Raw genomic sequence first — 24,363 nt, forward strand, 5'->3', positions numbered from 1 at the left:
CGAGAGGGGATTCAGGCAACATAAAGGCGGGTTGACAATCCGCCCCTAGGACTTCTTATAGAGAAGGGTTTAGGATCTGTTGAGTACGCTCGAACACGTCTAGACCTTGCTGTTTTAGCCAGTAAGGAAGGTCGATCAGTACCCAGTTCTCAGATAGCTTGTCGCCGTCACGGTAGTAAACGTCAACCACTTGCATGTCTGCACGTACTTCACCACCTGTCATACCTAGGAAACCACCGATTGGCGTGTTAGATAGGTTTGGCCAGCCGAAGAAACAAGAGAAGTTACCTTCTGCGAAACGACATACGTGGCCGTTAAACTTCTTGTCTTTTAGGTTGTTACGGAACGGCAATTGGTGCTGCTGTTGGTAACGAGGAATTGTGTAAGACGCACCGATACCACATGGACCGTACCAGATCATGTCTTTAGACCAGCTCTTCTCAAGAACTTCTGGTGGGCAACCCATAGCGCCACTGTCGTTTAGTGCAGATAGGTCATCAACCATCTTGTTCACTAGTGCTAGTGTTGCTACGCCTTCTTCTGGTGCTGCGTCTTCGAACAGTAGACCGTCGTGGTTACGAGGACCAGGGTATACGAAGTGCTTACCTGTTGATGGTGGTAGTGGGTAACAACCCGCTTGGTCCATCGCGCCTAGAAGGTCTAGGAATAGGCCAGTCTTAGTGATCTTGCCGTTTTCAACACAGTTAAATTCTGCGTAACGGATGTTCATGATTTTGCCAGTTGGGCGCATGCCTAGGTATTCAGCGTCGAATAGACCCATGAAGTGACCCATGCTCATTACCCAGATTTCACCTGATGTTACTTCGTTCTCACCACCGATGAAGATGTCTTGACGACGCTGCATGCGAGTCATTGATTTCATCAAAGGAGCCCAGAAAACGTCAGCCGCTGCTTGAGCGCCTTGTTGCTCACGGAATGGGTAAACACCACGCCATAGGTAATCTTCTGAAGTGTGTGCTTTTAGTACTTCTGCCACGTTCTCGTGAGTTGCGTTTTCCATTGCGCTGAAGTATTCACGTACAACGCGTTTCGCTTCTTGATATTTAGACATAATAAACTCTCTTATTTGCTGTCGAGTCGGCTTTGGGAACAGGACTCGAAATTAAGTTTTTTCATCCGGCCGGGGAGCCAGCCGGAGTTTTTGAAATTCAGTTACGCTTTTGCTGCTTCGGCTTTTTTGCTCTTATCGAACACGCCGCCTTTTAGTGTCTCTGGCAGTGATAGCCATAGAAGACCAGCAAGGATCCATACGATTGGTGAACCCCACATTGCGGTTTGTAGGTCGGTACGTTCTTGGATGAAGATAAGTACCATTGGTGCCCACATACCGAGGATACGACCGCCGTGGAATAGCGCCGCGCCGTAGCTACGTAGGTGTGCTGGGAACAGTTCTGAGAAGTAACCACCCCATACCGCAGAAGAAGACAGACCGAAGTTGTAAATCAGACCAAGTAGAGCCAGCATGTTTAGGCCGCCAATCACCATGTCGCCAGGTGCAACAAAGAAGATTGAAACCATGATGCCCGCTAGGATGAAGCCAAATGCGTTCACCTTACGACCGAATTTGTCAGCTACCCAACCCCAGAACCACGCACCAAACAGTGAACCAAACGCTGAGATAGAGAAGATGAGACCGATGGTTGCACCGTCGAACATACGCACATCACGTAGGTAAGTGGTTACGAAGCCACCAAAGAATTGGAAACCGTAGAAGTTAAGGCCAGCCAGCAATAGACACGTTAGAGTGATCTTACGGTAAGGCTTACTTAACATTTCGCCCCAAGAGCCTTTTTTCGCTGGTGCATTTGATTCTTCTGCCTTTGCTTGCTCTTCTTCACCGTAAGCAATTACTTTGCTGTCGCTAGGTAGTACAAAGATCATGACCACAGCGGCTGCCAATGGTGGGATACCACCAACAAGCATTAGGCTTTCCCATGGTGCATCGATGCTTGCAATAAATGCTGCATACGCACCCATTACCATCAGTGCTACAGAGAACATAGAAGACGCGAATGCCGTCAACTTACCACGTACCGTTGGCGTAAATAGGCCGATCATCAAGCTTACTGCCACGGTGAAGTAACCACCCAGTGACAAACCAATGATGAAACGCATTGCTGCCCATGTTGTGTAGTCGGTGAACATCATATTGATGATCGTTGCGCCACCGTTTAGGGCTGTGATGGTAATAAGAGTGGATTTCTTACCAAATTTTGTTGCGAACCAAGCACAGCTCAATGCACCGATAAGTGCACCAACCGACTGCCATGTATAGAACTGGGCAGTGTCTGACAGGCTAATACCATCATACGCTTCAACGATGTATGGGCGTACGTAGTCAATAATTACAAAGTTATAACAATAGAAAAAGTAACCAACCAGTATCGCTAGATAGGCAGCTACCCTTTGAATCATAGGAACTTCGCTCATGTGTCTTTTGGCATTCATGACCGATAAACCTCTATTTCACTTAGGATTTGTTGCTATTCAAACTTAAAGAACACGATCTTATTGGGATCATCTTCGATTTCGTGTCGTGGTGAATCATAGTTTTTTTAAGGTCATTAGATCCGTGATCAATATCAATTTTAAAATGAATGCGTACCCAATTAGTGGTTTTTAGTGATGGGAGTCTCATTAAATCGGTCTTTTTGGCATTTTTGAATATATAACCGTCTATATTGGTGATTATAGTCACAGTTATGGCGGGATTATCGTTTAGATATGCTTTTTTAAAGTAATATCCAAGCACAAATAATTAGCACCCAGAATTATGGAAACCCTGAAATGGTTACGTACTCAAGTTTTGTGGTGATTGCGTTATACGTGTTAATCACCATATTAATCAGCTATTTAGTGAATAAGCGCTACAGCAATGGTGGCGACTTTTCCACGGGTGGAAAGCAATTTGGCTGGTTTACGGCAGGTGTTTCGATACTTGCGACTTACATTAGTGCGATGACGTTTGTAGGGATGCCTGGTTGGGTTTATAGCTCTGGCATGGAAGCGATGAGTATTCACCTTAACTATCCCATCGTTATCTTTTTCACTGTTATTTTCTTTGTGCCTGTCTTTTATAAGCTGGGTCTGACTTCGATTTATGAATATCTTGAGCACCGCTTTGGGGTGTATGCAAGAACCATCAACTCGATTGTGTTCATTGTGGTTCAATGTATATCTGCGGGTGTGATTCTGTATGCCGTGGCGCTGATCTTAGTGCAAGTTCTGCCTATCAGTATTTCTGAAGCCATTATCTACATCAGTATTTTCACCGCTTGCTATACCTATGCGGGCGGAATTTCCACGGTTATCTGGACCGATATGTTGCAATCTGCAGTATTGGTAGCAGGCAGCATCGCTATCTTTGCCATTCTAATGACAGAGATTAATGCGGCAGATTACCTTTCTCGTGATCACCTGAATATCATCAACTTAGACTTTGATTTGGGCGTGGATACCACACTCTGGGCTGGCGTGGTTGCCGTGAGCTTTTTGCATTTGAGTGTGTACGGCACCAACCAATTGATCATCCAACGCACGTTAGCGACGAGATGTGAAAAGACGGCGCAGAAGTCGATGCTGTTGTGTGGTTACGGTGCGTTTTTCGTGTACTTGTTCTTCGCGGTACTCGGTGTTCTTTTGAGTGTTTTCTATCAAGAGCAATCGTTTGAAAACAGCAATGAAGTGATTTTGGATTTTGTATTCAACCACACTAACCCTATTGTGGTTGGTTTGATCATTTCCGCATTGGCGGCGGCCGCAATGTCGACGCTGGACTCGACCTACAACTCAATGGCGACCGTCGCAACGTTCGATATCTACAAGCGTTTCGTTCGCAAAAGTGCCGATGATGAGCACTACGAAAAAGTCGCAAGAAAGATGAGTTTGCTCGCTGCGGCTATGGTGGTAGTGCCAGCTCTTCTGGCTGTATCGAATGAATCGGTACTCAAAACCATCGCTAGTCTGACTTCTATCTTTGTTGGTATCCGTCTGGGTTCATTCGTGCTTGGTTTATTCTGGGCGAAAGCCAATGAGAAAGGCGTGATCGTTGGCAGTATCATGAGTGTGATTGCGGTGTTTACTGCAATGTATCTCGACGTGGCTTGGCCGTGGTTCGCGCCAATTGGTACGTTCGTCTTCCTTTTGTTTGGTGTGTTAGTGAGCCGTCGTTGGGGCGCTGTGACTGCCGAGCAACAAATTTTTATCAATAATCAAAAACATCTTTTTGCAAAGCCAACCGCAAGCCATTATGGGCTGTTGGTGTTCGCCGTGGCGACCATCGCTGCTTGTATGGTTCTCCCTGATTGGCTTTATGCTGCATTGTCGTAATAGGTGAGTTTATGCTGTCCATCTTTGATATTTACAAGATTGGTGTGGGCCCTTCTAGCTCTCACACCAATGGTCCAATGATCGCGGGTTACCACTTCACTCGTTTGATTGAATCGAACTTGGCAAAAGTGGTTCGTATTCAAGTCGATTTATACGGCTCACTCTCGTTAACGGGGATTGGTCACCATACTGACCGTGCAACCATTTTGGGTCTGTTGGGTAACAAACCAGATACCATCAAAATCGCTTCTGCGAACAAAGCGATGCGCAAGGCGATTGAAGAGGGCATGATGTCTGTCGATGGCCGTCATGAAATCGAATTCAACTACAAAACGGACATGTTGTTCCATGAAGAGAACCTTCCTCTGCATGAGAATGGAATGACGATTACTGCGTTAGATGCGCACGGCAATCAGGTTGGGTTTGAAACTTACTACTCTATCGGTGGTGGTTTCATCGCAACGGCGGATGAACTGCAAAATGGCAGTGCGACTGCTCCCGTAGAAGTTGAGCTTCCATTCTCCAGTGCAGACGAAATGTTGGCACAGGCAGAGAAGAATGGCATGAGCCTTGGCGGCATGATTCTGAAAAACGAACAAGCGTTTCAGGATATGGAAGCCATCAATCAACGTGCAGAACAGATCTGGCGTGTGATGACGCGTTGCATGGAGCGTGGTTTCGAAACAGAAGGCATCTTGGATGGCGGCTTGAACGTGACCCGCCGTGCGCCTAACTTGCTGAAGAAGCTTGAAGCAAATGCAGCGATTGAAAACGATCCAATGGAAATCATGTATTGGATTAACCTGTTTGCTTTTGCTGTGAGTGAAGAAAACGCGGCTGGTGGACAAGTGGTAACATCACCAACTAATGGTGCGGCGGGTGTGATTCCGGCAGTATTGATGTACTACCATCGCTTCATCAAAGAGCTTGATACTAAACAGCTTAAAGACTTTCTTGCTGTTTCCGGTGCGATTGGCATCTTGTACAAAACCAATGCGTCTATCTCGGGTGCCGAAGTGGGTTGTCAGGGCGAAGTTGGCGTGTCTTCTTCCATGGCGGCAGCTGGCTTGACCGCGCTGCGTGGTGGCAGCAATGAGCAAATTTGTATTGCGGCCGAGATCGCCATGGAGCACTCACTAGGCATGACGTGTGACCCGATTGGTGGCTTAGTGCAAGTACCGTGTATTGAGCGTAATGCAATGGGTGCAATGAAAGCGATCAATGCTTCTCGCATGGCATTAAAACGTAATAGTAAATGTTTGATCTCGTTGGATAAGGTGATTGAAACCATGTATCAAACGGGCAAAGACATGAACAAGAAATACCGCGAGACGTCACTGGGTGGATTGGCTTTGATCCACCTAGCGCCGCCTTGCGAATAATGAGTTAGGCAAATCTAACCAACAAAAAAGCCGAAGCACTGAGATGCATCGGCTTTCCTTTTTTGGAGCGTTTATAACTTAGCTATGCGTTTGCTCACCTTTTGGTGTGCTTTGGTTTGGTTGATAGTGCAAAATCACCATCGAGGTGGGTGACAGCAAGACTTCGCCTTCAGCATGTCCTGGGTTGAGATTACGTACGTTTGTATCACAGATCGTCACCCATTCTTGCTTTCGCTCATTGGGGAGCTTAAAGCGCGCTGTGGCGTTAGTTTGGTTGATGAGGTAGACCAGCTCTTGCCCTTCTTTACCGATACCAAGGTGAAGTGCGACAGAGCTTAAACGGTTCCAATCATCGTGCTCCATTAAGCGACCGTCTGTACGGCGCCAGAAAATACGGTTGTTATTGCGGTTTTCGCCACTGAAAGCTCGGATAAATGGCACCATGTATTGATTTCGGTTGGCGACCATTTGTGACATCCATGCTTTGAAATGTTGCTTACGTTCTGTCTCTTCCCAGTTCAGCCAACTGGTTTCGTTGTCTTGGCAATAGGCATTATTGTTACCACCTTGGGTGTGAGACAACACGTCAGCAGTGAGAATGTGTGGGATACCGAAGGCAAACAGCAAGCTAGCAATAAGGTTGCGTTTTTGCTTCTCACGCGTGGCGATGATCATCAGATTTTCTGTCTCGCCCTCAACACCGTAGTTTTCTGAACGATTGTCACCGTGACCGTCGCGATTTTCTTCGCCATTGGCTTCGTTATGTTTGTGCTTGTAAGACACTAAATCTTGCAGTGTGAAGCCATCGTGATACGTGATGTAATTTACGGTGAGTTTGTATGGCCAGTTCGCTGCACTATAAATGTCACGAGAGCCCATTAATCGAGTGGCAAACTCTTTTAAATAGCCTTGATCACCGCGCCAAAAACTGCGGGAAATATCACGCAGTTTGTCATTACATTCGTTCCAACCAAATGGAAAGTTACCCACTTGGTAGCCATTTGGACCAATATCCCAAGGCTCGGCAATCAATTTGGTTTCACGCAAAATTGGGTCTTGCGCAACGGCTTTAAAGAAAGCTGCTTCTGGGTTGTAATCATCGCCCTGTCGACCTAACGTTGCAGCCAAGTCAAAACGGAAGCCATCGACTTTAAATTCGCTAACCCAGTAGCGCAATGTATCCATCACAAGGTTTAACGCTGGTTGGTAGGTGAGATCGACTGTATTTCCGCAGCCAGTGTAATTGGCGAAGTGGTTGCCATGTTTGATGTAAAAACAGGAATCGAGGGCCTTCAGGTTGAAGATTGTAGGCCCTTCACCACCTTCAGCAGTGTGGTTGTAAACCACGTCGAGAATCACTTCGATGCCGTTTTTATGCAATTCGCGAATTGTTGTTTTTAATTCCGTAACGGCGTCTTGTTCTGCGTAGCGCGGATCGGGCACCATAAAGAGATAAGGGTTGTATCCCCAATAATTGACCTTTTCCAACTCTAGTAGGTGAGGCTCATGCATGCATGCTGCGACAGGTAGCAATTGCAGCGTGTTGATGTTTTGTTGTTCGTAAAAGGCCAGCATTTCAGGTGATGCAAGACCTAAATAGCGCCCCCTCAGCTTGTCCTCAACCTCTGGGTGGCGTTGGGTAATCCCTTTGACGTGCGTCTCAAACAACACCATCTCTTCTCTGGGTATACGCGGGTGATCCGTGTTTTGCCAGTCAAAATCATCTTCGATAACGACGCACTTCGGCATATCGAAACTTTTGGCTGGAGAGTAGGGAGGGTGATAGTGGAGGGCTTTATCTATTGATTTTGCGTACGGATCAGAAATTAACAGTGGCTCTTCCTTGTGGGAGACAAGGTAACCGTATTTTTGCCCCGGCTTAATATCTGGAATAAAAGTATGACGTATGCCAGCGTATTCATTCGGTAAACCGTGAAGCTCGTAGCTGCCATCGTCTGCAAACAATGCCAGTTGAATGTCTTTTACGCCTGGAGCATGAATAGAGAAGTTACAGCCTTCTTTATTCAATGTTGCGCCCAGGGGGTAGGGGCGAGAGAGAAGTCGTGTCATCGGAGATACTTTATTTAATATTTATTGCTACCTTTAGGAAACTATAAGTTAAAAACTTTGTCTTACTAAGGTCAACCACCCTAAATATAAAAATATTCGTGTAATTTAATTACTTTATGTGACGGCTTAGAGTCAAAAATATGAAATGGCTATCACTTTGTAGCGGCTCAAAACCGAACAAACTTACTAATTCCTCCCTAGATTGGTGATCTGACTCGAAAAAACACCATTCGGTAAATTTTCTACTCCCTTCTCATCCCCCTTAAATTAGTTTAGGGCGGAGGAAGTCATCCTTGTACGCCTCGGGTAATCTCACAACTGTTGAAACAAACGGGGATTCGTTCCCATCTTACCTCTCTTTCTTTAGGTGTGTTTTTACTGCCTATATTCACCTAAAAGAGTGAGCAGGGAAGACAGAATTATAAATACCCTTAATGGAGTTAAGAATGAAAAAAGTAAGTGCAATTGCTGCTGCTGTAGCTGCAACTTTAGCTGCTGGTTCTGCATTCGCAGTGGATTTCCACGGTTACATGCGTGCTGGCGTTGGCGTGAACGCTGACGGTGGTCAACAATTAACATTCGAAAAGAACAAGATCGGTCGTCTAGGTAATGAAAGCGATATCTACGGCGAGATTCAACTAGGTAAAGAAGTTTACAACAACAACGGCAAAACGTTCTACGTAGACTCTATGGTTGCAATGACTTCTAACGGTTCAAACGACTGGGAAAGCACTTCTGCTAACTGTGGTTTGGATAACGGCGAAGTGAAATGTGTAGACGATGCACAATTCGCACTACGTCAGTTCAACGTTCAAGCTAAAGGCCTACTAAACTTTGCTCCTGAAGCAACGCTTTGGGCAGGTAAACGCTACTACCAACGTCACGACATTCATATCTCTGACTTCTACTACTGGAACATCTCTGGCGCGGGCGCTGGTGTTGAAGGTATCGAAGCTGGTCCTGGTAAAGTTTCTTTCGCTTGGGTTCGTAACGACCGCGGCGATATCGCTGACCCAGGCAACGATGGTGGCGCAACAAACGTAAACACTCTAGACGTACGTTACGCAGGTCTTCCTCTATGGGACAACGGCTCTCTAGAAATGGGCTTGAACTACGCAATTCTTAACGAAACTGACGCTGCGCCAAACGGCACTAAAGATGCGAAAAACGGCGTAATGTTCACAGCAGAATTGACTCAAGGTCTAGACGCTGGTTTCAACAAAACAGTGCTTCAGTACGGTACTGAAGGTTACTCAAAAACAATGGCATTCTACGGCGACGGTAGCTGGTACGGCGCAGAAGCTGATAACGGTGCATCTGGTTACCGCCTAATCAACTGGGGTGTAATCGGCATGGGCGACAGCTGGGAAATGGGTCACCAGCTAGTGTACGGTGTTGGTGAAGACATGTGGGCTGGCCAAGACAAGTGGGAAACAATGTCTGTTGTTGTTCGTCCAATGTACAAATGGGATGACAACCACAAAACTATCTTCGAAGCTGGTTACGCTATCGACGATAACGACGGCGAAGAAAACAAATACGGTAAGCTAACTGTTGCTCAAGCATGGTCTGCTGGCTCTAGCTTCTGGGCTCGTCCTGAAATCCGTGTTTACGCTTCTTACCTAACGGCTGACAAAGAAGACAATTCAAACACATTTGACAACGGTCGTTCAGACGATACGTTCCAGTTCGGTGTACAAGCTGAAGCTTGGTGGTAATCATCTAACCACTAAGTCCTAAATTGTCCTAGAATGATACAGCCAGAACTTATCTGGCTGTATTTATTTAAAAAACAATAAAGAGTCGAGGTAGACAGTAATGAAAAAATGGCTTGCTCCCGTACTGCTGGGCATGTTGGCTACTGGTTGTGCGTCTGTAGAACAAGTAGAGATGAGTCCAAAAGGTCAGCAACAAGTGATCACGCAATCGGGTGATATTCAATGGGTACCGCTTAACGTGCCTGTGGTTACTGAATTCGCTTTGACTGATAAAAGCCAAATGTTGTTGGATGGTAACAGTGCTGGCGCTATTGCAGCGTTTGCTCTTCCAGGTAACCGTGGCAGTCTCGATATCAAATTAGAGACATTCGTAAGTAAAGAACTTCAATTTTATGCTCCTAATGTCGCAGTGATGAACTCGGCAGGAGAAACCATTTACCAAGCAGATTTTTCAAAGTTTAAGTACGAACCAGCAAAACTGTTGGACAATGATAAATTCGTACTTGATCTCAATGTGATTCCAGACATGACAGGTAACGATCTGCATGTGTTGGTTTACACGACTTCCGCCGATCTAAAAGGAAGTACACAAGTTTTACACCCTGCAAAAGCCTTCGCCATGGCGCGCCACACTCAGCCGCCAGATATTGCAGACCCTCTAGCGAAACATAGCCCACTTGGTCAGTTCCGCTTTTCGGTATCCGCGAATGATATTGTGAATACTAAGATTGTTGCGAAAAACGATAACATTCCCCAAGGTACGGACCTTACTAGCTACTACTACAGCTCAATTGAAGCAGCAGTCGCAGCGAATGATATTCCGAAAGCGCTCACTTTGCTTGATGAAGCAAAAGAACTGGGTATCGAAGGTGCGCAACAAGTGTTTGTGAAAGCCGTAAATAGAAAATAATCAGATAAAAAAGGTCAGCGAAATGCTGACCTTTTTCATAGAAAATAAACCAATAAAAATACCCCTACATAGAGTTACCTTATTCACATAATTATTTTTATTACTTTGTTTTTTATATAGGTTGGATCAATAATTAATGGCAGTTCCTAATTTATTTTGTGTACTTAGGAAATAAACAAACTTCTCGAAGTGATTTAAATTCACAATCTGACGATATTTATTTGGCGTTTGATATTTCCATTTTAATAACGATTAATATTTCTTTTAACCGTTGAGTTTATTTTGCTTTGGATATACTAAAAAGGAATTACGTGAAATGAACATGATGAAGACCTCTCTTGCTGCTGCCCTACTTGTTGCCTTAGTAGGTTGTCAATCGACGGCAGAACCAGAAGCGGCCGCAGAGCCTGTTGTTAATATGTCTCAAGACGAAGTGGTTGCTTTCATGAAAGCGTGTGACAACCCAGATAGCACAGCAAAAGGACCTATTTCTAAACCACTATTTGTGGTGGGTACTTTTGCGGATTCCGATTGGAAACACGTGCCTCAGCGTCAATACACCTACAAAGGGAATAATTTCTACCAAGCCGTGGTTCAAGAAAAAGTAGGCTCCTACAAAATGCAGTACGCGACCGAGTTGTGGTTCCCACAATTTACCGCAAAAGGTAATAGAATGAACGTTGGTGAATTAACACCATTAACATTTGGTGGTTATGGTACGGATACTTCGGTTGATATTAAAGAAGATGGTAAATATGTATGGAGTCTTCAGTTTGAAGGAAAAGGTAAACCTGTTAATGTCATGGTAAATAAGTGCCAATAATATTCCATTCAGTTATTTAAAATCTATTTTTATTTATTAACCCCTGCATGAAACACATGTCGGGGTTAATTTTATTACTCAAATTTCCGTAGTTTATTTGAGTAAGTTAGGGAGAATAAAATGCGTAATATCCTACGTAACCATCGCCTGTCTCGATCGTTGCTTGCGTTAAGTGTGATTGGTGCTTTATCTGCGTGTAATTCTTCTGGTGGTGGCGACACTAATAGCAGCACTCCGCTACCGGATACCAGTTATGCTTGCCAAGCCAATGTCATGGCGCAAAGTAACCAACTTCGTACTTATCAAATCATGGTAGAGAGTTTTGTGGATGGTGATGCGAGCATTGGTCACGGTACAGGTTATGGCACCAGCCATCATAACGGCGATTTGCAAGGAGTGATTGATTCACTCGATTACATCCAAGATTTAGGGATGAACGCGATTTGGTTGACGCCAGTTTTTGAATCGGAAGCGATAGCGGGCCAAGAACACTGGGCCGATCGTCTGGATGCCACGGGCTACTTTGCAACGGATTACTTCACCATTGATCCACGTTTTGGTGATTTAGAAACGGCGAGAACCTTGGTCGAGGAAGCACACAAACGCGGCTTATACGTGTTTTTTGATGGTGTATTTGGTCATCACAAAGATGGTTTGATCAAACCATCTCCTTCCGGTTTGTTGCCATCGGGATCGAGCAATCCCGTTGATTACCCAGCCAGTCTCGATTTCTACAAAGAAGTGGCAACCTATTGGATCAAAGAACTGAAGATTGACGGCTGGCGTTTAGATCAAGCCTATCAAGTTCCGACAGACGCTTGGACACAACTTCGTAAAGCCGTCGATGAAGCCTCACAAAGTGTGACGTACACCAATAGCAAAGGCGAACAAGTGAATCCGTTGGGCTATATGGTGGCAGAGATTTGGAAAGGGGAGTCTGAAATCGCGAATGAGGCGTATGGATCGAACAGCGATCCAGCATTGTGCTCTGCGTTTGACTTCCCTATGCGATATCGCATCGTTGAAACTTTGGCCGTGAATGAGAGCGGCGTGGGTGGTCGCGGTGCGGATTGGTTAGACAACGGCTACAGCACACACAACCAATATCCAACACATGCGCAGCCGAATTTGATGATCGGCAACCATGATTTAGTGCGCTTTGGTGACTTGTTACAGCGCGGAAACTTGGCGGATGTGAATGATGCAGAATATTGGTTACGCCATAAAGCCGCGTTTGCTTTCCAAGCGGCGTACACCGGGCCAATCACGTTGTACTACGGTGATGAAATCGGGGATCAAGTGGATGGTTTTGCCGCAAAAGAAGACAACAGCACCTGCGCCATTCAAGGTTTGTGCGATGATCACGTTGCGCGCAGTAGTGCGAAAATTGAAGGCGTGACGGCGACGCTTGATGCAAACCAAGCCGATCTCAAATCTTATGTGACATCGCTGATGACAATGCGCGATGCGCATCCTGCACTTTATCAAGGGTCACGCACGAATTTAGTTGCGAGTAACGGCAGTTATGTGGACTTGAAACAATCTGGTTCGGACAAAGTCTTGTTTGCGCTAAATACCTTAGAGAGCGCTAGAAGCGTCACTCTTACTCAGGAGAGTGTTGGTACTGGTGAGTTGGTGGATTTGCTCACGAATGAAAAAATTACTCCGAGTAATGGTCAATATCAGATTCTGATGTCGCCACTACAAGGACGATTCTTTGCGGTAAAACCTTAAGGAATTATCCAGAATTGATGCTCACCAGTTGAGCTGACCACAAGCTTTCTTATAAACAAGCCAAGTGTTGTTGCTGACCCCCATAGGCTCACACTTGGCTTTTTTCTGTCTGTTTTACTTTTCCCTTAATGGTTTTACGACGATGTAGCCAACAAGTTGCTTCGCTTTTTGTATTGGCATTTGTTTTCAGCAGATGGATATTTGTGAGATAAGCTGCACATTAAAAAGTAAATTAACACTTGTGCAACGTAAAAATGTGACTGAAGGATTACTTATGCCCCGCTAATATGTTTATCGTGTTTGGGATTTATATAACTAATGGAAAAGTATAATGAAATCCATAATGAACTCCCTCTGTCTCCTTGCTGCTGTTAGCTCTCCGTTTGCATATAGCCAAATTATCAACGGTGACTTTGAACAGTGGAATGGCAATGCACCTACGCAGTGGTCAGTGATTGACGCTGGCATCGCGGTGTCGCCAAGCAGCGAACAAATCAAATCGGGCGGCCTGGCTGCTCAAGTCGTCGTGAATACAGGTACCCAAAGCAACACTGACCTTTTGCAAACCATTAATGTGGAGCAAGGGAAAACCTATCCGTTTTCTGTCTCGGTTTATCACACCGAAGGAAATGTAAAAGCACGTCTGGTGGTTGATGGTTATCACAATTACTCGAACCCACAACAGATAAACCAGTGGCAAGAGCTCGCGCACAACTACACAGCGAGTTCGAACAAGACCATCAACGTCGGTTTGCGTTTTTACGATGAAGCCAGTTTTGATGGCTCAGAAGTTGTCTACGTCGATAATTTTCAACCGACTGAGACGAGTACACAACCTCCTGTAGAAAGTTGTAGTGATCACCAAGTGGTCTTGACTCTCACAACCGAAAACTATGGTTCAGAAACTAGCTGGACGTTAAAAAACAACCAAGCCGAAGTACTGTTTTTTGGTCAGGGATATGAGTCAGCAACCACCATTGAAAAGAGCATGTGCTTAGCTGACGGTAACTACCAATTCACGATTCAAGACGAGTATGGTGACGGCATTTGTTGTGGCAGTGGCGCGGGGTCGTACATTCTGACTGAGGGAGATAAGACTCTTGCTTCTGGCGCTGAATTCTCGAAAAGTGAAACCACCGATTTTAACTTAGGTGACACAACGACGACCCCACCAGTGGTTGATGGTTACTATCAAGCGGCATCTGGTAAGACGGGATACGCTCTAAAAACAGCGTTGTTTAACATTATCAATAATCACTCCAGCCGAGGCTATTCTGCGGTCTGGACCTTGGTAAAAGATGCCGATATTGATCGTTATTACGAAAATGATGGCTCTATTCTCGATATGTATTCTGAAAAGCCATCTGGTAGCGATACAGTAAGCTTTACCAAAGTCACAGACCAATGTGGCCAATACAAAACGGAAGGGGATTGCTACAATCGTGAGCACTCTTTTCCGAAAAGCTGGTTTGGCGGTAAGGTTGAGCCGATGAACTCAGACGGTCATCACTTGTTTGCGACTGATGGTTATGTAAACGCGAAGCGCAGTAATTGGCCATTTGGTGAAGTGGGCACCGCGACCTACGTGTCTAGTAATGGCTCTAAACTTGGCCAAGCAAGCACTAGTCTGGGCTACTCCGGTACGGTGTTTGAGCCGATTGATGAGTTTAAGGGCGACTTCGCCCGTGCTTATTTCTACATGGCGACCCGTTATGAAAATGTTGTAGGTAATTGGGAAGGTAACTCAAGCAATGCGGATGCTGTCCTTGATGGTTCAAGTTCGACGGTTTTTGAACCTTGGGTGTTAAACATGCTTAAGCGTTGGCACAAAAATGATCCTGTTAGTGAAAAAGAACGAAATCGCAATCAACAAGTGTTTGATTTTCAAGGCAACCGCAACCCATTCATTGATCACCCTGAGTTTGTTGAACAGATTTGGGGAAACTAACACCTTCTTGATTTTGGTATCCACCATTTAGTGACGCCAATAAAACAAAGGGGAAGCGTAACGCTTCCCCCTTATATTTACGGATGTAGTGAAAATTGGAGAACTTAGTTCTTCGTGACGGTTACGATTGGCGCTGACTTGTCAGCCGCGTTGAAGTGGAAGTTGTAATTTCCTGCTTCTGCAATCGCAATTTTCAGGTTTGCACTACCGCCACCGACTTCCATCGTTAGCGCTTTACCAAGCTCAACACTGCCTTCGCCACCGAAGTTGGTGTCTGCTGCCCAGTCTGCGCTCGCAACTTTCATCTCGTAGTTGCCCGCCGCTAGGTCAATGTCTAGCGAATAAACGTCATTTGCAACATAGCTGAACTTCGCTGTTGAGTCTTGTGCTGGAGCATCCCATGTAGTGATAGTGCCACGTAAGTAAAGTGCTGTTTCACCGAATGTTGGTGCATCTGCTGACTTGGTCACTGACACGACCGGTTTTTCTACGCTTTCATCTTGAACATGCAGCGCGTTCAGAGTGAAGTTGTACTTACCTGTTTCAGCAACAGACAGCTTACAGTTACCTTCTGAACCTAATTCTAGTGAACCAGAAGCTATATTCGCAGCATCACAACCGATGTTTGGATTTGCCCAACCAGAGTCCGCGAATTTGAACTCGTGTTCACCAACTTCAAGAACGCCAGTTACAGAGTACATACCGTTGCCAATAAAGGTCATCGCCCAATCACTGCTATCAGACCACTCGTTCATCGTGCCTTTCACGTAAACAACAGTTTCGCCGTAAGGAGGAATACTCGATACGTCTTTGTTATCCGTGTTTACTGGTAGGCCAGCACCTTGCGCGCCGTTTTGTGGCTGCACGAATACCGCTGTTGTCAGTGCTGGTACTGTGAACGTTTCATTGGTGAAGCTTGCACCTTTGACGATGTCATCCGCAGAGTTTTGTTGAACTTCATGCAGTTCGAAACCAGTTGCGCCAGCAACTTTGAAAGATTTCTCAGTTGATGTTGAGTTCACAACGGCCACGACAGCATCGTAGTTCGAATCCAAATCGGCACCCGCTGATGTACCATCGTCGATAGACATCACAATCAAGCCTTCCACTTGGTCTTTCCCTACGTTGCGGAAGTCCACACGGTTCATCACTTCTTGCGCGGTATCTAGGCGGAACAGTTCGCTTGTGCTACGGATTTTTAGTAGCTCTAGGAATTGTTGCTTAGTCAGCTCGATGTCGGTTGAATCTGGTTTCGCCGTGCTGTCACCAACGATGGTTTTGATCAACTCCCAGTTTGCACCGTCTTTGTCTTCACGTGGTAGACCAACGTTCCAGTTATTGTCGCTTCCGTCGAAGAATACACGGTTGAACCAGTCACCAGAATCGTACGAGTCGCGCTGCATAGATTTAGAGCGCAATAGCTCAGAACCCATGTGGATGAATGGAATGCCTTGACCAAGCATCACCGTTGATAGGGACACAGACTGCATACGTGCACGCTCGGCAGATGAAGTGCCTGTCGCAATCTTGTAGGCGTTGTTATCCCACAATGTTTGGTTGTCGTGCTTAGACACGTAAGAGATGTTCTCTGATGGCACTTTTGTGTAGCCTGCAGGCGCACCATTGTAATCAACGTTCTTACCCAGCTTGGTTTCGCCTTTGTAATCAAGAAGGATGTAGTCAGCCAAGTTACCAGCCATACCTAGACGAACCAGATCTTGGTTGTGTAAACGACCATTCACCGACTCTGCGTCAGTTTTGGTTTCTTCGTTAGGGTAAGCGGCGTTACCAAAGCCTTGGTTAAAGCGAAGTGGGTGCTTACCTTCAGAATCTACACCGCCATCAAACGGGCTTCCGCCACGAACTGCGTCACGCAGACGATCAGAGAAAGTACCGATTTCTGTCCCCGCCATGTTGACTTGTGTCGCCTGATCGAAGCGAGCGTTTTGCGCGACTTCACCAAAGTCCCAACCTTCGCCGTAGAACAAGGTATTCGGGTCAATTTCACGGACTTTTTCAAGTGCGTAAACCATCACATCTTTCGGCTGGTGGCCCATAAGGTCAAAACGGAAACCATCGACTTTATAGTCATCCGCCCATACCATCAATGAGTCAACCATTAGTTTACCCATCATCAAGTTCTCGGTTGCGGTGTTATCACAACAGGTTGAGTTTTCGACGCCGCCAGTGTTGACGTTTAGGCGGTGGTAGTACCCAGGGACAATCTTATCCAGTACTGATTTTTCGTTCACACCAGATGCATTTGTGTGGTTGTACACGACGTCCATGACCAGTTTCAGATCCATTTTATGCGTCGCTTGAACCATTTCGCGGAACTCAAGAATACGCTTAGATCCGTTAGGATCGGTCGCATAACTGCCTTCTGGCACGGTGTAGTGGTAAGGGTCATAACCCCAGTTGAAGCTGTCTAGCATGCGAAGATCGTTCATCAACGCTTGTGCTTTGCCCGTTGTTGGGTCGTAGCTATTTAATACCTCTTCAATCACTTTGCCGTCATCTTCGGTCTCACAAATGGAGGCTTCTGGCTTGATGCCACAAAGTTTACCCACGGTGTCGGTGATATCGACTCGCTTGTCAGCGTCTTCATCCACGGTTGCAATATCAAATGCTGGCAGGATATGTAGCGTTGTTAGGCCAGCATCTTTCAGGGCTTTTAAGTGAGAAACAGACTCACGCTCAGGTTCTGTAAGCGCCAGATATTTGCCATCAAGACTTGGTGTGCCTTTACTGTCGTTAAAACTGAAATCACGAATGTGTGACTCGTAAAGGACGTGGTCTTCGTCTTTTTTAACCGTTGGGCGTGCGTAGTTTTTCCAATCTTGAGGCATTAAGCTTGGATCATCTAAATCAACCACTTGCGAGTATCGCGAGTTTTTAGACAAGCTCATTGAATATGGGTCTGTTACCAAACGCGTTTCAACGACCCCTGTTGTAGGGTGGTACACCTTAACTTGGTAGCGATAGTATTTGTTGACAACGTTGCTTTGTGCCTCAGAAACCCAGATACCTGTTGCTGGGTCTTCCGTCATGGCAACGGTCGCTTCTTCTGCTAAGTTTTCATCGTAGATTATCAGATCAACATCTTGGGCAGTTGGTGCCCATAGTTTGAAGGTTGCGGCACCGCCTTCCACAATCGCACCGAGTTCTTGACCGATCGCGTTACCTGCCTTGGAATCGGCAAACACCGCATCCAAAACACCCGGTTTTTGCACTTCAGTTGCAGAAATGACGTCACCATTTGCGTTGTAAGCCACCATAACGATTTGTGACTTCAGGATCGTACGCAAGGTCGCGTCATCGACATCGATACCCGCAGCTTGAAGGCTAGCAAGGTGACGGAAGCGTGATTTCAGACCATCAGACAACTCACCAGCTTTTGTCAGCTCAACCGCTGTACCGCCAGAGATTTGCTTATCTTCATCCATTTTGATGTCATTGCTAAGGCTGTAGAACAGCTTCATGGAATCCGCACTGGTCGCCGCTTCCCATGCAATGGTGTTGGCGTCTAACCAATGGGCTTTTTGACCATCAATATCAACAGGGCGCTCTTCTATTGGCTCGTAGTAAAGTTCACTGCTGCCGTGGAAGCCAAACAAACCTTTCGATTCGCCGATTTTCGTCAACTCTACTTTTGAGTTTGCGCTGCCGAACGCTTTCTCATCACCTTTGTGCAGAATGAAGTTCATGCATTCGTGTGGGTCAGAGGCGTCAGGGTTTATTTTCAGTACGTAGTAAGCACCGTAGGTGTCGTTGATGCCATCGAATGGGTGTGGCGCAGACCAATCCGTTCCTGTTCCCGGAATGCCCATTGCGTCTAAATCTGTGCTGGTACAGCCCTCACCGTTCCATAGGTGCAAGCCCCAACCTTCGTAGTCGCTTGCTGTTGAAGCTGATGCTACGTCACGTTTGTAATAAATGACGACTTCGTTCTCTCCCGCAGGGTACAAGCCTGAGCCAGGGTTCGTCGTATCTTCGTTCGTGCTATCACTACCACAACCGCTGATTACCGCGACGGAAATCAAAGGCAGTACGGTTTTGGCAATTGTTGATAATTTAAATGTCTTATTGTCCACGTTTACAAATCCATTGTTATTGAATTGATATTGAGCTGCGCGCTGCCTTCGCTGACTCAATCATCAAGAAGGTTTTGCACACGCTAGAAAGGCAGATGCCAAAAAAGGAAATGTTCAATTAGATGCTAATACACTGAATCATCAGCAAAATGTGAGAGCAGGCTGTTAAGTTTTTTACAGGTGCAAATTTTCTGTCACAGTCGATTTTGTTCACAAATTAAATAATAAAACAGGCGCATAGTGAGAGATTCTGCACATCATTAAAATGTGAATTTTTATGGGAGGAGTAAGGGGGGATGATAGGGGATGAGAATATCTCAGCCCCAAAACCGTGATTAAGTTCTATAAAAATGAGGGCCATATTTTTCTTTTAAAAATAAGTTGCAGTGATGTTGAGTAAAATACCGCCATTAAGTATTCGCAAGCTTCAGATTTTCGCTAAGTGGTCGTTATATAATGAAGGTAGTCGGCGTTACGTCGGCGCGTAATCATAAGATTTCCCTGAAAGGGAGTTGAATTGGGCCCTGAAACCAAAAGAGGCTATTTATGAGTAGTATGGGCATTGCCATTGCGGCAACTGGCCTTTCACTCGTCCTGATATTTGTGTGGATGATCTCGTTGTCGATGCGGAAACAGAGACTCGAGGCAGAGAGGAAAGCTCGCGAAGCCGCTTATCGAAAGGCGATGCATAAAGCGCGAGAGCAAGAGCGTAAAGAGCGAGAGTTCAAAGCAGAAACCGGGCATATCCCCACCATTTTATTTCTAGCGAAAGAAGCCGAAAAGGACAACATTCGTCAAGCGCTGTATTGGTATGATAAAGCCGCTAAACTGGACAATGTGACGGGGATGTATGGCATTGTTCGCTTAAGTGAACGCATGCGCGAAGATGTGATTTTAAAAGAGCAGGCAAACTTCTGGCGTACCGCAATTGCGGGAATGGAAGGGGATACCGAAGCGAAATTTTCGACGGGCAAGGCCTTGGTCTTTGGTCGAGGAACTGAAAAAAATATCCCAAAAGGTAACCAACTGATTGAAACTGCCGCCGAAGAAGGCTGCATTGATGCCATGATTTATATGGGGGAATGGCAGCTTTCACCAGACAATAGTGCAGGACGCAGTGCAGATGCGCTTTACTGGTTTATGAAAGCGGCGGAAAAAGACAGTGCGGATGGCAAGATCCAAGTCGGCTTATGTTACCTAAATGGCATTGGTACAGAAAAAAGCATGGTTAAAGGTTGCTACTGGCTAGAACGGGCCGCGGAAGGTGGCAGTGCTAAAGCGATGTATCATGCTGGCGAAGCGTGGAAGGATAAAGGTAAAACGGGTAATGCAATTGCTTACGTTTGGCTGTTTCTTGCTGCCAATATGGGCTACCAACCTGCGCGTACGTTACGTGATGAAGTGGCAACCAATATTGGTGTTGATGTTGTCGTTGGATTGCAGTCCATAGCGAAGCCGTTGCAAAGAAAACTGGCCTCAGGAATGGTGAGAAAGCACTCTATTATTCGAGCCCTTAACAAAGTGTACAAACGCGAAGCGTATTTTCCTGCGGAAGAGGAGCTCAATGCGGTGTTGAATGATGAGAATAAAGACGCCTCCGAAGCTTGGGAGGAGACATCAACACTAGATTTTCAGCCTAAGATGACAACGGTAACAGCAGAAGACCAGGCAAGCACATCGCCCAACGAAAAAAAACTCTCTAAAGATGCGCTCGATTTCACTCAAAACTTCCTTCAGCCATAACCTATCTTATCCAGAAGCCTCAAGATTGAGGCTTTTCTTTTGCTCTTTTGCCAGTATCTCTATCAGTCACGACAACAGAATGTAAACTTACTTAAGCAGTCATTTTACTGATGTGCATACTATTTATGCGATTTTTCAACATATTTTTAGTACTTAACTAAGATGGGATCTGTTTACCTTAAAAAAGAGGTTTTTCCCTCTTTATTTACTTCCGCTATTGGGCTTAGATCAAGCCTTTTTAATTGATAGTAATAATGATTGAAGTGCAATACTTGATGCCCCGATTTATAGGTGAATAGTACTCATTACTTTATCTAATAATGTAAATTAAAAAATGTATTATAAATCTTAAATTGTTCTTTTATATTTAGGTGTCGATTATTGATTTTATGATTAATTAGGCGCAAGATAACGTAAAAATAAAATAGCATAGTTAATATGCAGAATTACACTAGGAAGTAACTTTTTCATTACATGTTTCATAATAAATAGAGAAAATTTTTTATCTCTGTTTTTATTTATATTAGAGATTTGTGTATGTTGAGAATCATTAGTGCAGATAAATTTATCTCTTCAAGGTTTATATTAGAGTACAGTAAGGCTGAGTTCGCTTCTTTATTAGGTGTTTCCGTCGCTAAAATAAGTAATATTGAAAGTGGAAAATCTCCAATCGCCCCGGTGTATGATTACGCCATTAATTACTTGTTGAGTGAACATCCATTTAAAGATAGTGCTGTTGATGCTTTATGTTCTCATGAAACGTTAAACTTTGCTCGTCGTATTGACGTCAATACCAAAGTAAAACGCTTGTCCTGTAAGCGTTGCGATAGCCGTAGACTGCACGTTATGGCTGGCATGAGTGGCTTGTATTTTGTCGAGTGCATGGATTGTAAACACACTATGTACTCGTCAGGCATGTCTGTAAAACGTTATCAGCAATGGTCGAATGATGGAGTCAAACTAGATAGTCATTTATTTAATTGAATTGTGTTTCCTTTGCACCTAAAGTAAAAAGCCATCAATACATGTGTTGATGGCTTTTTTATTATGTGTTTAAATTTAGTTAAAATTAAAATATTTATCATTCCTAATAATATAGTCCTAATAATTATATAGTGATGGACATCTCAAAAAATTATTTTCTTGATATTTTATTTCTAATAATAATGGTTGTGGTCACACAATTTTTAATTATTTTTCCTTTTAATTCTGGTTTCAATATCATTGGACTATCAATTGTAAAGTGATGAAGGTCGCGAAATTTTAATTCGAGGAAATAAGTCTTTTAAATGTGAAAATTTAATCACGAAATTTGTTTTTTGAATTTTAAATATCGTTTTCGTTTGTAATATCTGTACTTGTCAATTTTAAAGAACAAAACAGAGATATTCCAAATGAAAAGTTTAATTATAGGTGTTAGTAATTACATGCCAGAAGACTTCAGTTTATTAGCTGAATCTTTAGATGAACAATTTAATCGTCATTTACAACCTTTAGAGCAAGTTGAATTAACCGACGTTGGTGCGGCTATTATTACTTCAGCAGACATTAAAGCAGGTCTGCATAAAATGATTTCCGAAACGGGTTACGGTATTCCAGTTTTCTTAGTAACGGATGAAAACCCAGTTTCGGCAGAAGATTACGTTTGGCTAACTGGCGTTATCGATTTAGAAAGACAATCTATTGAGTACTACTGTCGTCAAATCAACGAAGCAGTAACCAAGTACGAATGTCGTCTGCTTCCTCCTTTCTTCAAGCAATTAACGCACTATGTTGAGATGGGTAACTCAGCGTTTGACTGTCCGGGACACCAAGGTGGTCAGTTCTTCAAAAAACACCCAGCTGGTAAACAGTTCTACGATTTCTTCGGCGAAAACCTGTTCCGTAGTGACTTGTGTAATGCGGACGTGGATTTAGGTGACTTGCTGATCCACGAAGGTTCTGCACACCAAGCGCAAGCGCACGCTGCAAAAGTATTTAACGCGGACAAAACTTACTTCGTACTTAACGGCACTTCTGCTTCAAACAAAGTAGTCTGTAACGCGCTGGTAACTGAAGGTGATTTGGTACTGTTCGACCGTAACAACCACAAATCGAACCACCACGGTGCGTTAATCCAAGCGGGTGGTATGCCAGTTTACTTAGAAACGGCGCGTAACCCTTGGGGCTTTATCGGTGGTATGGATGAACACTGTTTCGATGAAGAATACATTCGTGCTCAAATCGCGAAAGTGGACCCAGAACGTGCACGCGATGAACGTCCTTTCCGTCTTGCTATTATCCAACTTGGTACTTATGACGGTACTATCTACAACGCTCGCTACGTAATGGATAAGATAGGTCACCTTTGTGACTACATCCTGTTTGACTCTGCATGGGTTGGTTATGAGCAGTTCATCCCTATGATGAAAGACTGTTCACCACTGCTGCTGGATTTGAAACCAGAAGACGCAGGTGTGATCGTGACTCAGTCTGTTCACAAACAACAAGCTGGCTTCTCTCAAACATCGCAAATCCACAAAAAAGACCGCCATATCAAAGGTCAAGCTCGTTACTGTAACCACAAACGCTTTAACAACGCGTTTATGATGCACGCATCGACTTCACCATTCTACGCACTGTTCTCTGCGCTTGATGTGAACGCGAAGATCCACGATGGCGAAGCAGGTCTGCGTTTATGGCGCGATGCGGTTAAGACTGGTATCGAAGCGCGTAAAGAAATCCTTAAGAGTTGTGAACTGATTCGTCCGTTCATTCCTGATGAAGTCGAAGGTCAACCTTGGGGCAGCTACGACACTGACGTGATAGCAACGAACAAGAAATTCTTCATGTTTGAGCCAAACGCAAGCTGGCACAAATTCGAGGGGTACGGTGAAGGTCAATACTTCGTTGACCCATGTAAATTGCTACTAACCACAGCAGGTATTGCAGAAGATGGCAGCTACGCAGATTTCGGTATTCCTGCAACGCTTTTAGCGAACTTCCTTCGTGAAAATGGCATCATCCCTGAAAAGTGCGACTTGAACTCTATCTTGTTCCTACTCACTCCTGCGGAAGATATGGGTAAGATCCGTCACCTTGTGGCTCAAATTAACCGATTCGAAAAATTCATCCGTGATGATGCCCCTTTAAGTATCGTACTTCCAAGCGTCTACGAAGCGAATAAAGAACGCTACCGTGGCTACACCATCCGTCAGCTATGTCAGGAAATGCATGACATGTACAAAGAGCTGAACGTGAAACAGTTACAAAAAGCGATGTTCCGCAGCGAGTACTTCCCACAAATGGTTCACAAACCTGACGTAGCAACACGCAAATACTTCCGTGGTGAATGCAATTACCTACCACTTAAAGAGGCCGTGGGCCGCGTAGCCGCTGAAGGTGCACTTCCTTACCCTCCAGGCATTATCTGTGTGATCACTGGTGAAGTCTGGACTCAACAGGTGGTGGATTACTTCCTATCTCTAGAAGAAGGCATTAACCGCTTCCCAGGCTTCGCGCCAGAAATTCAAGGTGTGTACCTTGAAGATGTTAACGGTCGCACTACCGCACATTGTTATGTCCTAAAAGATTAATCTACCCGTTCGCACC

14 protein-coding genes are annotated in these 24,363 nt (G+C 44.9%); 10 read left to right on the forward strand and 4 right to left on the reverse strand.

The window, feature by feature from the left end:
* Positions 1-55 precede the first annotated feature (55 nt).
* Positions 56-1,072, reverse strand: a complete 1,017-nt coding sequence (locus tag R7070_RS06705) for a nuclear transport factor 2 family protein (RefSeq protein ID WP_005374772.1) — start codon at positions 1,070-1,072, stop codon at positions 56-58.
* 101 nt (positions 1,073-1,173) lie between these two features.
* Positions 1,174-2,469, reverse strand: a complete 1,296-nt coding sequence (locus R7070_RS06710; protein ID WP_017634479.1) for an MFS transporter — start codon at positions 2,467-2,469, stop codon at positions 1,174-1,176.
* 339 nt (positions 2,470-2,808) lie between these two features.
* On the opposite strand from R7070_RS06710, the gene R7070_RS06715 reads away from it, so the two are divergent.
* Entirely contained in the window at positions 2,809-4,350 is a 1,542-nt protein-coding gene (locus tag R7070_RS06715; RefSeq protein WP_104980220.1) for a sodium:solute symporter, read from the forward strand.
* Between the two features lie 11 nt (positions 4,351-4,361).
* Positions 4,362-5,732 carry an L-serine ammonia-lyase gene (locus R7070_RS06720; RefSeq protein ID WP_256900217.1) on the forward strand — a complete coding sequence of 457 codons (1,371 nt, stop codon included), beginning with the start codon at positions 4,362-4,364 and terminating at the stop codon, positions 5,730-5,732.
* Between the two features lie 78 nt (positions 5,733-5,810).
* Here R7070_RS06720 and glgX read toward each other — a convergent pair whose 3' ends face one another.
* Positions 5,811-7,802 carry a glycogen debranching protein GlgX gene (gene glgX, locus R7070_RS06725; protein WP_256900218.1) on the reverse strand — a complete coding sequence of 664 codons (1,992 nt, stop codon included), beginning with the start codon at positions 7,800-7,802 and terminating at the stop codon, positions 5,811-5,813.
* A gap of 446 nt (positions 7,803-8,248) precedes the next feature.
* Between glgX and R7070_RS06730 the strand changes: the two genes are divergently transcribed.
* The 5 genes from R7070_RS06730 (at position 8,249) to R7070_RS06750 (ending at position 14,935) form a co-directional block, all read left to right on the forward strand.
* Positions 8,249-9,520, forward strand: a complete 1,272-nt coding sequence (locus R7070_RS06730) for a maltoporin (RefSeq protein WP_005374784.1) — start codon at positions 8,249-8,251, stop codon at positions 9,518-9,520.
* A 100-nt stretch (positions 9,521-9,620) separates the two neighbouring features.
* Positions 9,621-10,430, forward strand: a complete 810-nt coding sequence (locus R7070_RS06735) for a MalM family protein (RefSeq protein WP_005374786.1) — start codon at positions 9,621-9,623, stop codon at positions 10,428-10,430.
* Positions 10,431-10,746: 316 nt separating this feature from the next.
* Positions 10,747-11,253, forward strand: coding sequence for a glycosidase (locus R7070_RS06740; protein WP_253657550.1), 507 nt, complete (start codon positions 10,747-10,749; stop codon positions 11,251-11,253).
* A gap of 120 nt (positions 11,254-11,373) precedes the next feature.
* Entirely contained in the window at positions 11,374-12,987 is a 1,614-nt protein-coding gene (locus tag R7070_RS06745) for an alpha-amylase family glycosyl hydrolase (protein ID WP_047102415.1), read from the forward strand.
* A 331-nt stretch (positions 12,988-13,318) separates the two neighbouring features.
* A complete protein-coding gene (locus R7070_RS06750) occupies positions 13,319-14,935 on the forward strand; it encodes an endonuclease (RefSeq protein ID WP_318141170.1) in 1,617 nt (538 codons plus the stop codon).
* A gap of 104 nt (positions 14,936-15,039) precedes the next feature.
* Here R7070_RS06750 and pulA read toward each other — a convergent pair whose 3' ends face one another.
* Positions 15,040-19,029 (reverse strand): pullulanase-type alpha-1,6-glucosidase, encoded by a 3,990-nt coding sequence (pulA, locus tag R7070_RS06755; RefSeq protein ID WP_205391338.1) that lies wholly within the window; start codon positions 19,027-19,029, stop codon positions 15,040-15,042.
* 546 nt (positions 19,030-19,575) lie between these two features.
* Here pulA and R7070_RS06760 point away from each other — a divergent pair.
* From R7070_RS06760 to speF, 3 genes are all read left to right on the forward strand, one after another.
* Positions 19,576-20,772 carry a tetratricopeptide repeat protein gene (locus R7070_RS06760; RefSeq protein WP_033906656.1) on the forward strand — a complete coding sequence of 399 codons (1,197 nt, stop codon included), beginning with the start codon at positions 19,576-19,578 and terminating at the stop codon, positions 20,770-20,772.
* A 537-nt stretch (positions 20,773-21,309) separates the two neighbouring features.
* A complete protein-coding gene (locus R7070_RS06765; protein ID WP_182016030.1) occupies positions 21,310-21,756 on the forward strand; it encodes a helix-turn-helix domain-containing protein in 447 nt (148 codons plus the stop codon).
* A 410-nt stretch (positions 21,757-22,166) separates the two neighbouring features.
* On the forward strand, positions 22,167-24,347 hold the full coding sequence (gene speF, locus R7070_RS06770; protein ID WP_176311362.1) for an ornithine decarboxylase SpeF: 2,181 nt from the start codon (positions 22,167-22,169) through the stop codon (positions 24,345-24,347).
* Positions 24,348-24,363: the final 16 nt, after the last annotated feature.

The organism is Vibrio sp. 1557 (assembly GCF_033340175.1).
GTDB lineage: Bacteria > Pseudomonadota > Gammaproteobacteria > Enterobacterales > Vibrionaceae > Vibrio > Vibrio alginolyticus.

Coding starts and splice junctions, on each gene's coding strand:
- R7070_RS06705 (WP_005374772.1), bottom strand. CDS start 1,072: ATGTCTAAATATCAAGAAGCGAAACGCGTTGTACGTGAATACTTCAGC.
- R7070_RS06710 (WP_017634479.1), bottom strand. CDS start 2,469: ATGAATGCCAAAAGACACATGAGCGAAGTTCCTATGATTCAAAGGGTA.
- R7070_RS06715 (WP_104980220.1), top strand. CDS start 2,809: ATGGTTACGTACTCAAGTTTTGTGGTGATTGCGTTATACGTGTTAATC.
- R7070_RS06720 (WP_256900217.1), top strand. CDS start 4,362: ATGCTGTCCATCTTTGATATTTACAAGATTGGTGTGGGCCCTTCTAGC.
- glgX (WP_256900218.1), bottom strand. CDS start 7,802: ATGACACGACTTCTCTCTCGCCCCTACCCCCTGGGCGCAACATTGAAT.
- R7070_RS06730 (WP_005374784.1), top strand. CDS start 8,249: ATGAAAAAAGTAAGTGCAATTGCTGCTGCTGTAGCTGCAACTTTAGCT.
- R7070_RS06735 (WP_005374786.1), top strand. CDS start 9,621: ATGAAAAAATGGCTTGCTCCCGTACTGCTGGGCATGTTGGCTACTGGT.
- R7070_RS06740 (WP_253657550.1), top strand. CDS start 10,747: ATGAACATGATGAAGACCTCTCTTGCTGCTGCCCTACTTGTTGCCTTA.
- R7070_RS06745 (WP_047102415.1), top strand. CDS start 11,374: ATGCGTAATATCCTACGTAACCATCGCCTGTCTCGATCGTTGCTTGCG.
- R7070_RS06750 (WP_318141170.1), top strand. CDS start 13,319: ATGAAATCCATAATGAACTCCCTCTGTCTCCTTGCTGCTGTTAGCTCT.
- R7070_RS06760 (WP_033906656.1), top strand. CDS start 19,576: ATGAGTAGTATGGGCATTGCCATTGCGGCAACTGGCCTTTCACTCGTC.
- R7070_RS06765 (WP_182016030.1), top strand. CDS start 21,310: ATGTTGAGAATCATTAGTGCAGATAAATTTATCTCTTCAAGGTTTATA.
- speF (WP_176311362.1), top strand. CDS start 22,167: ATGAAAAGTTTAATTATAGGTGTTAGTAATTACATGCCAGAAGACTTC.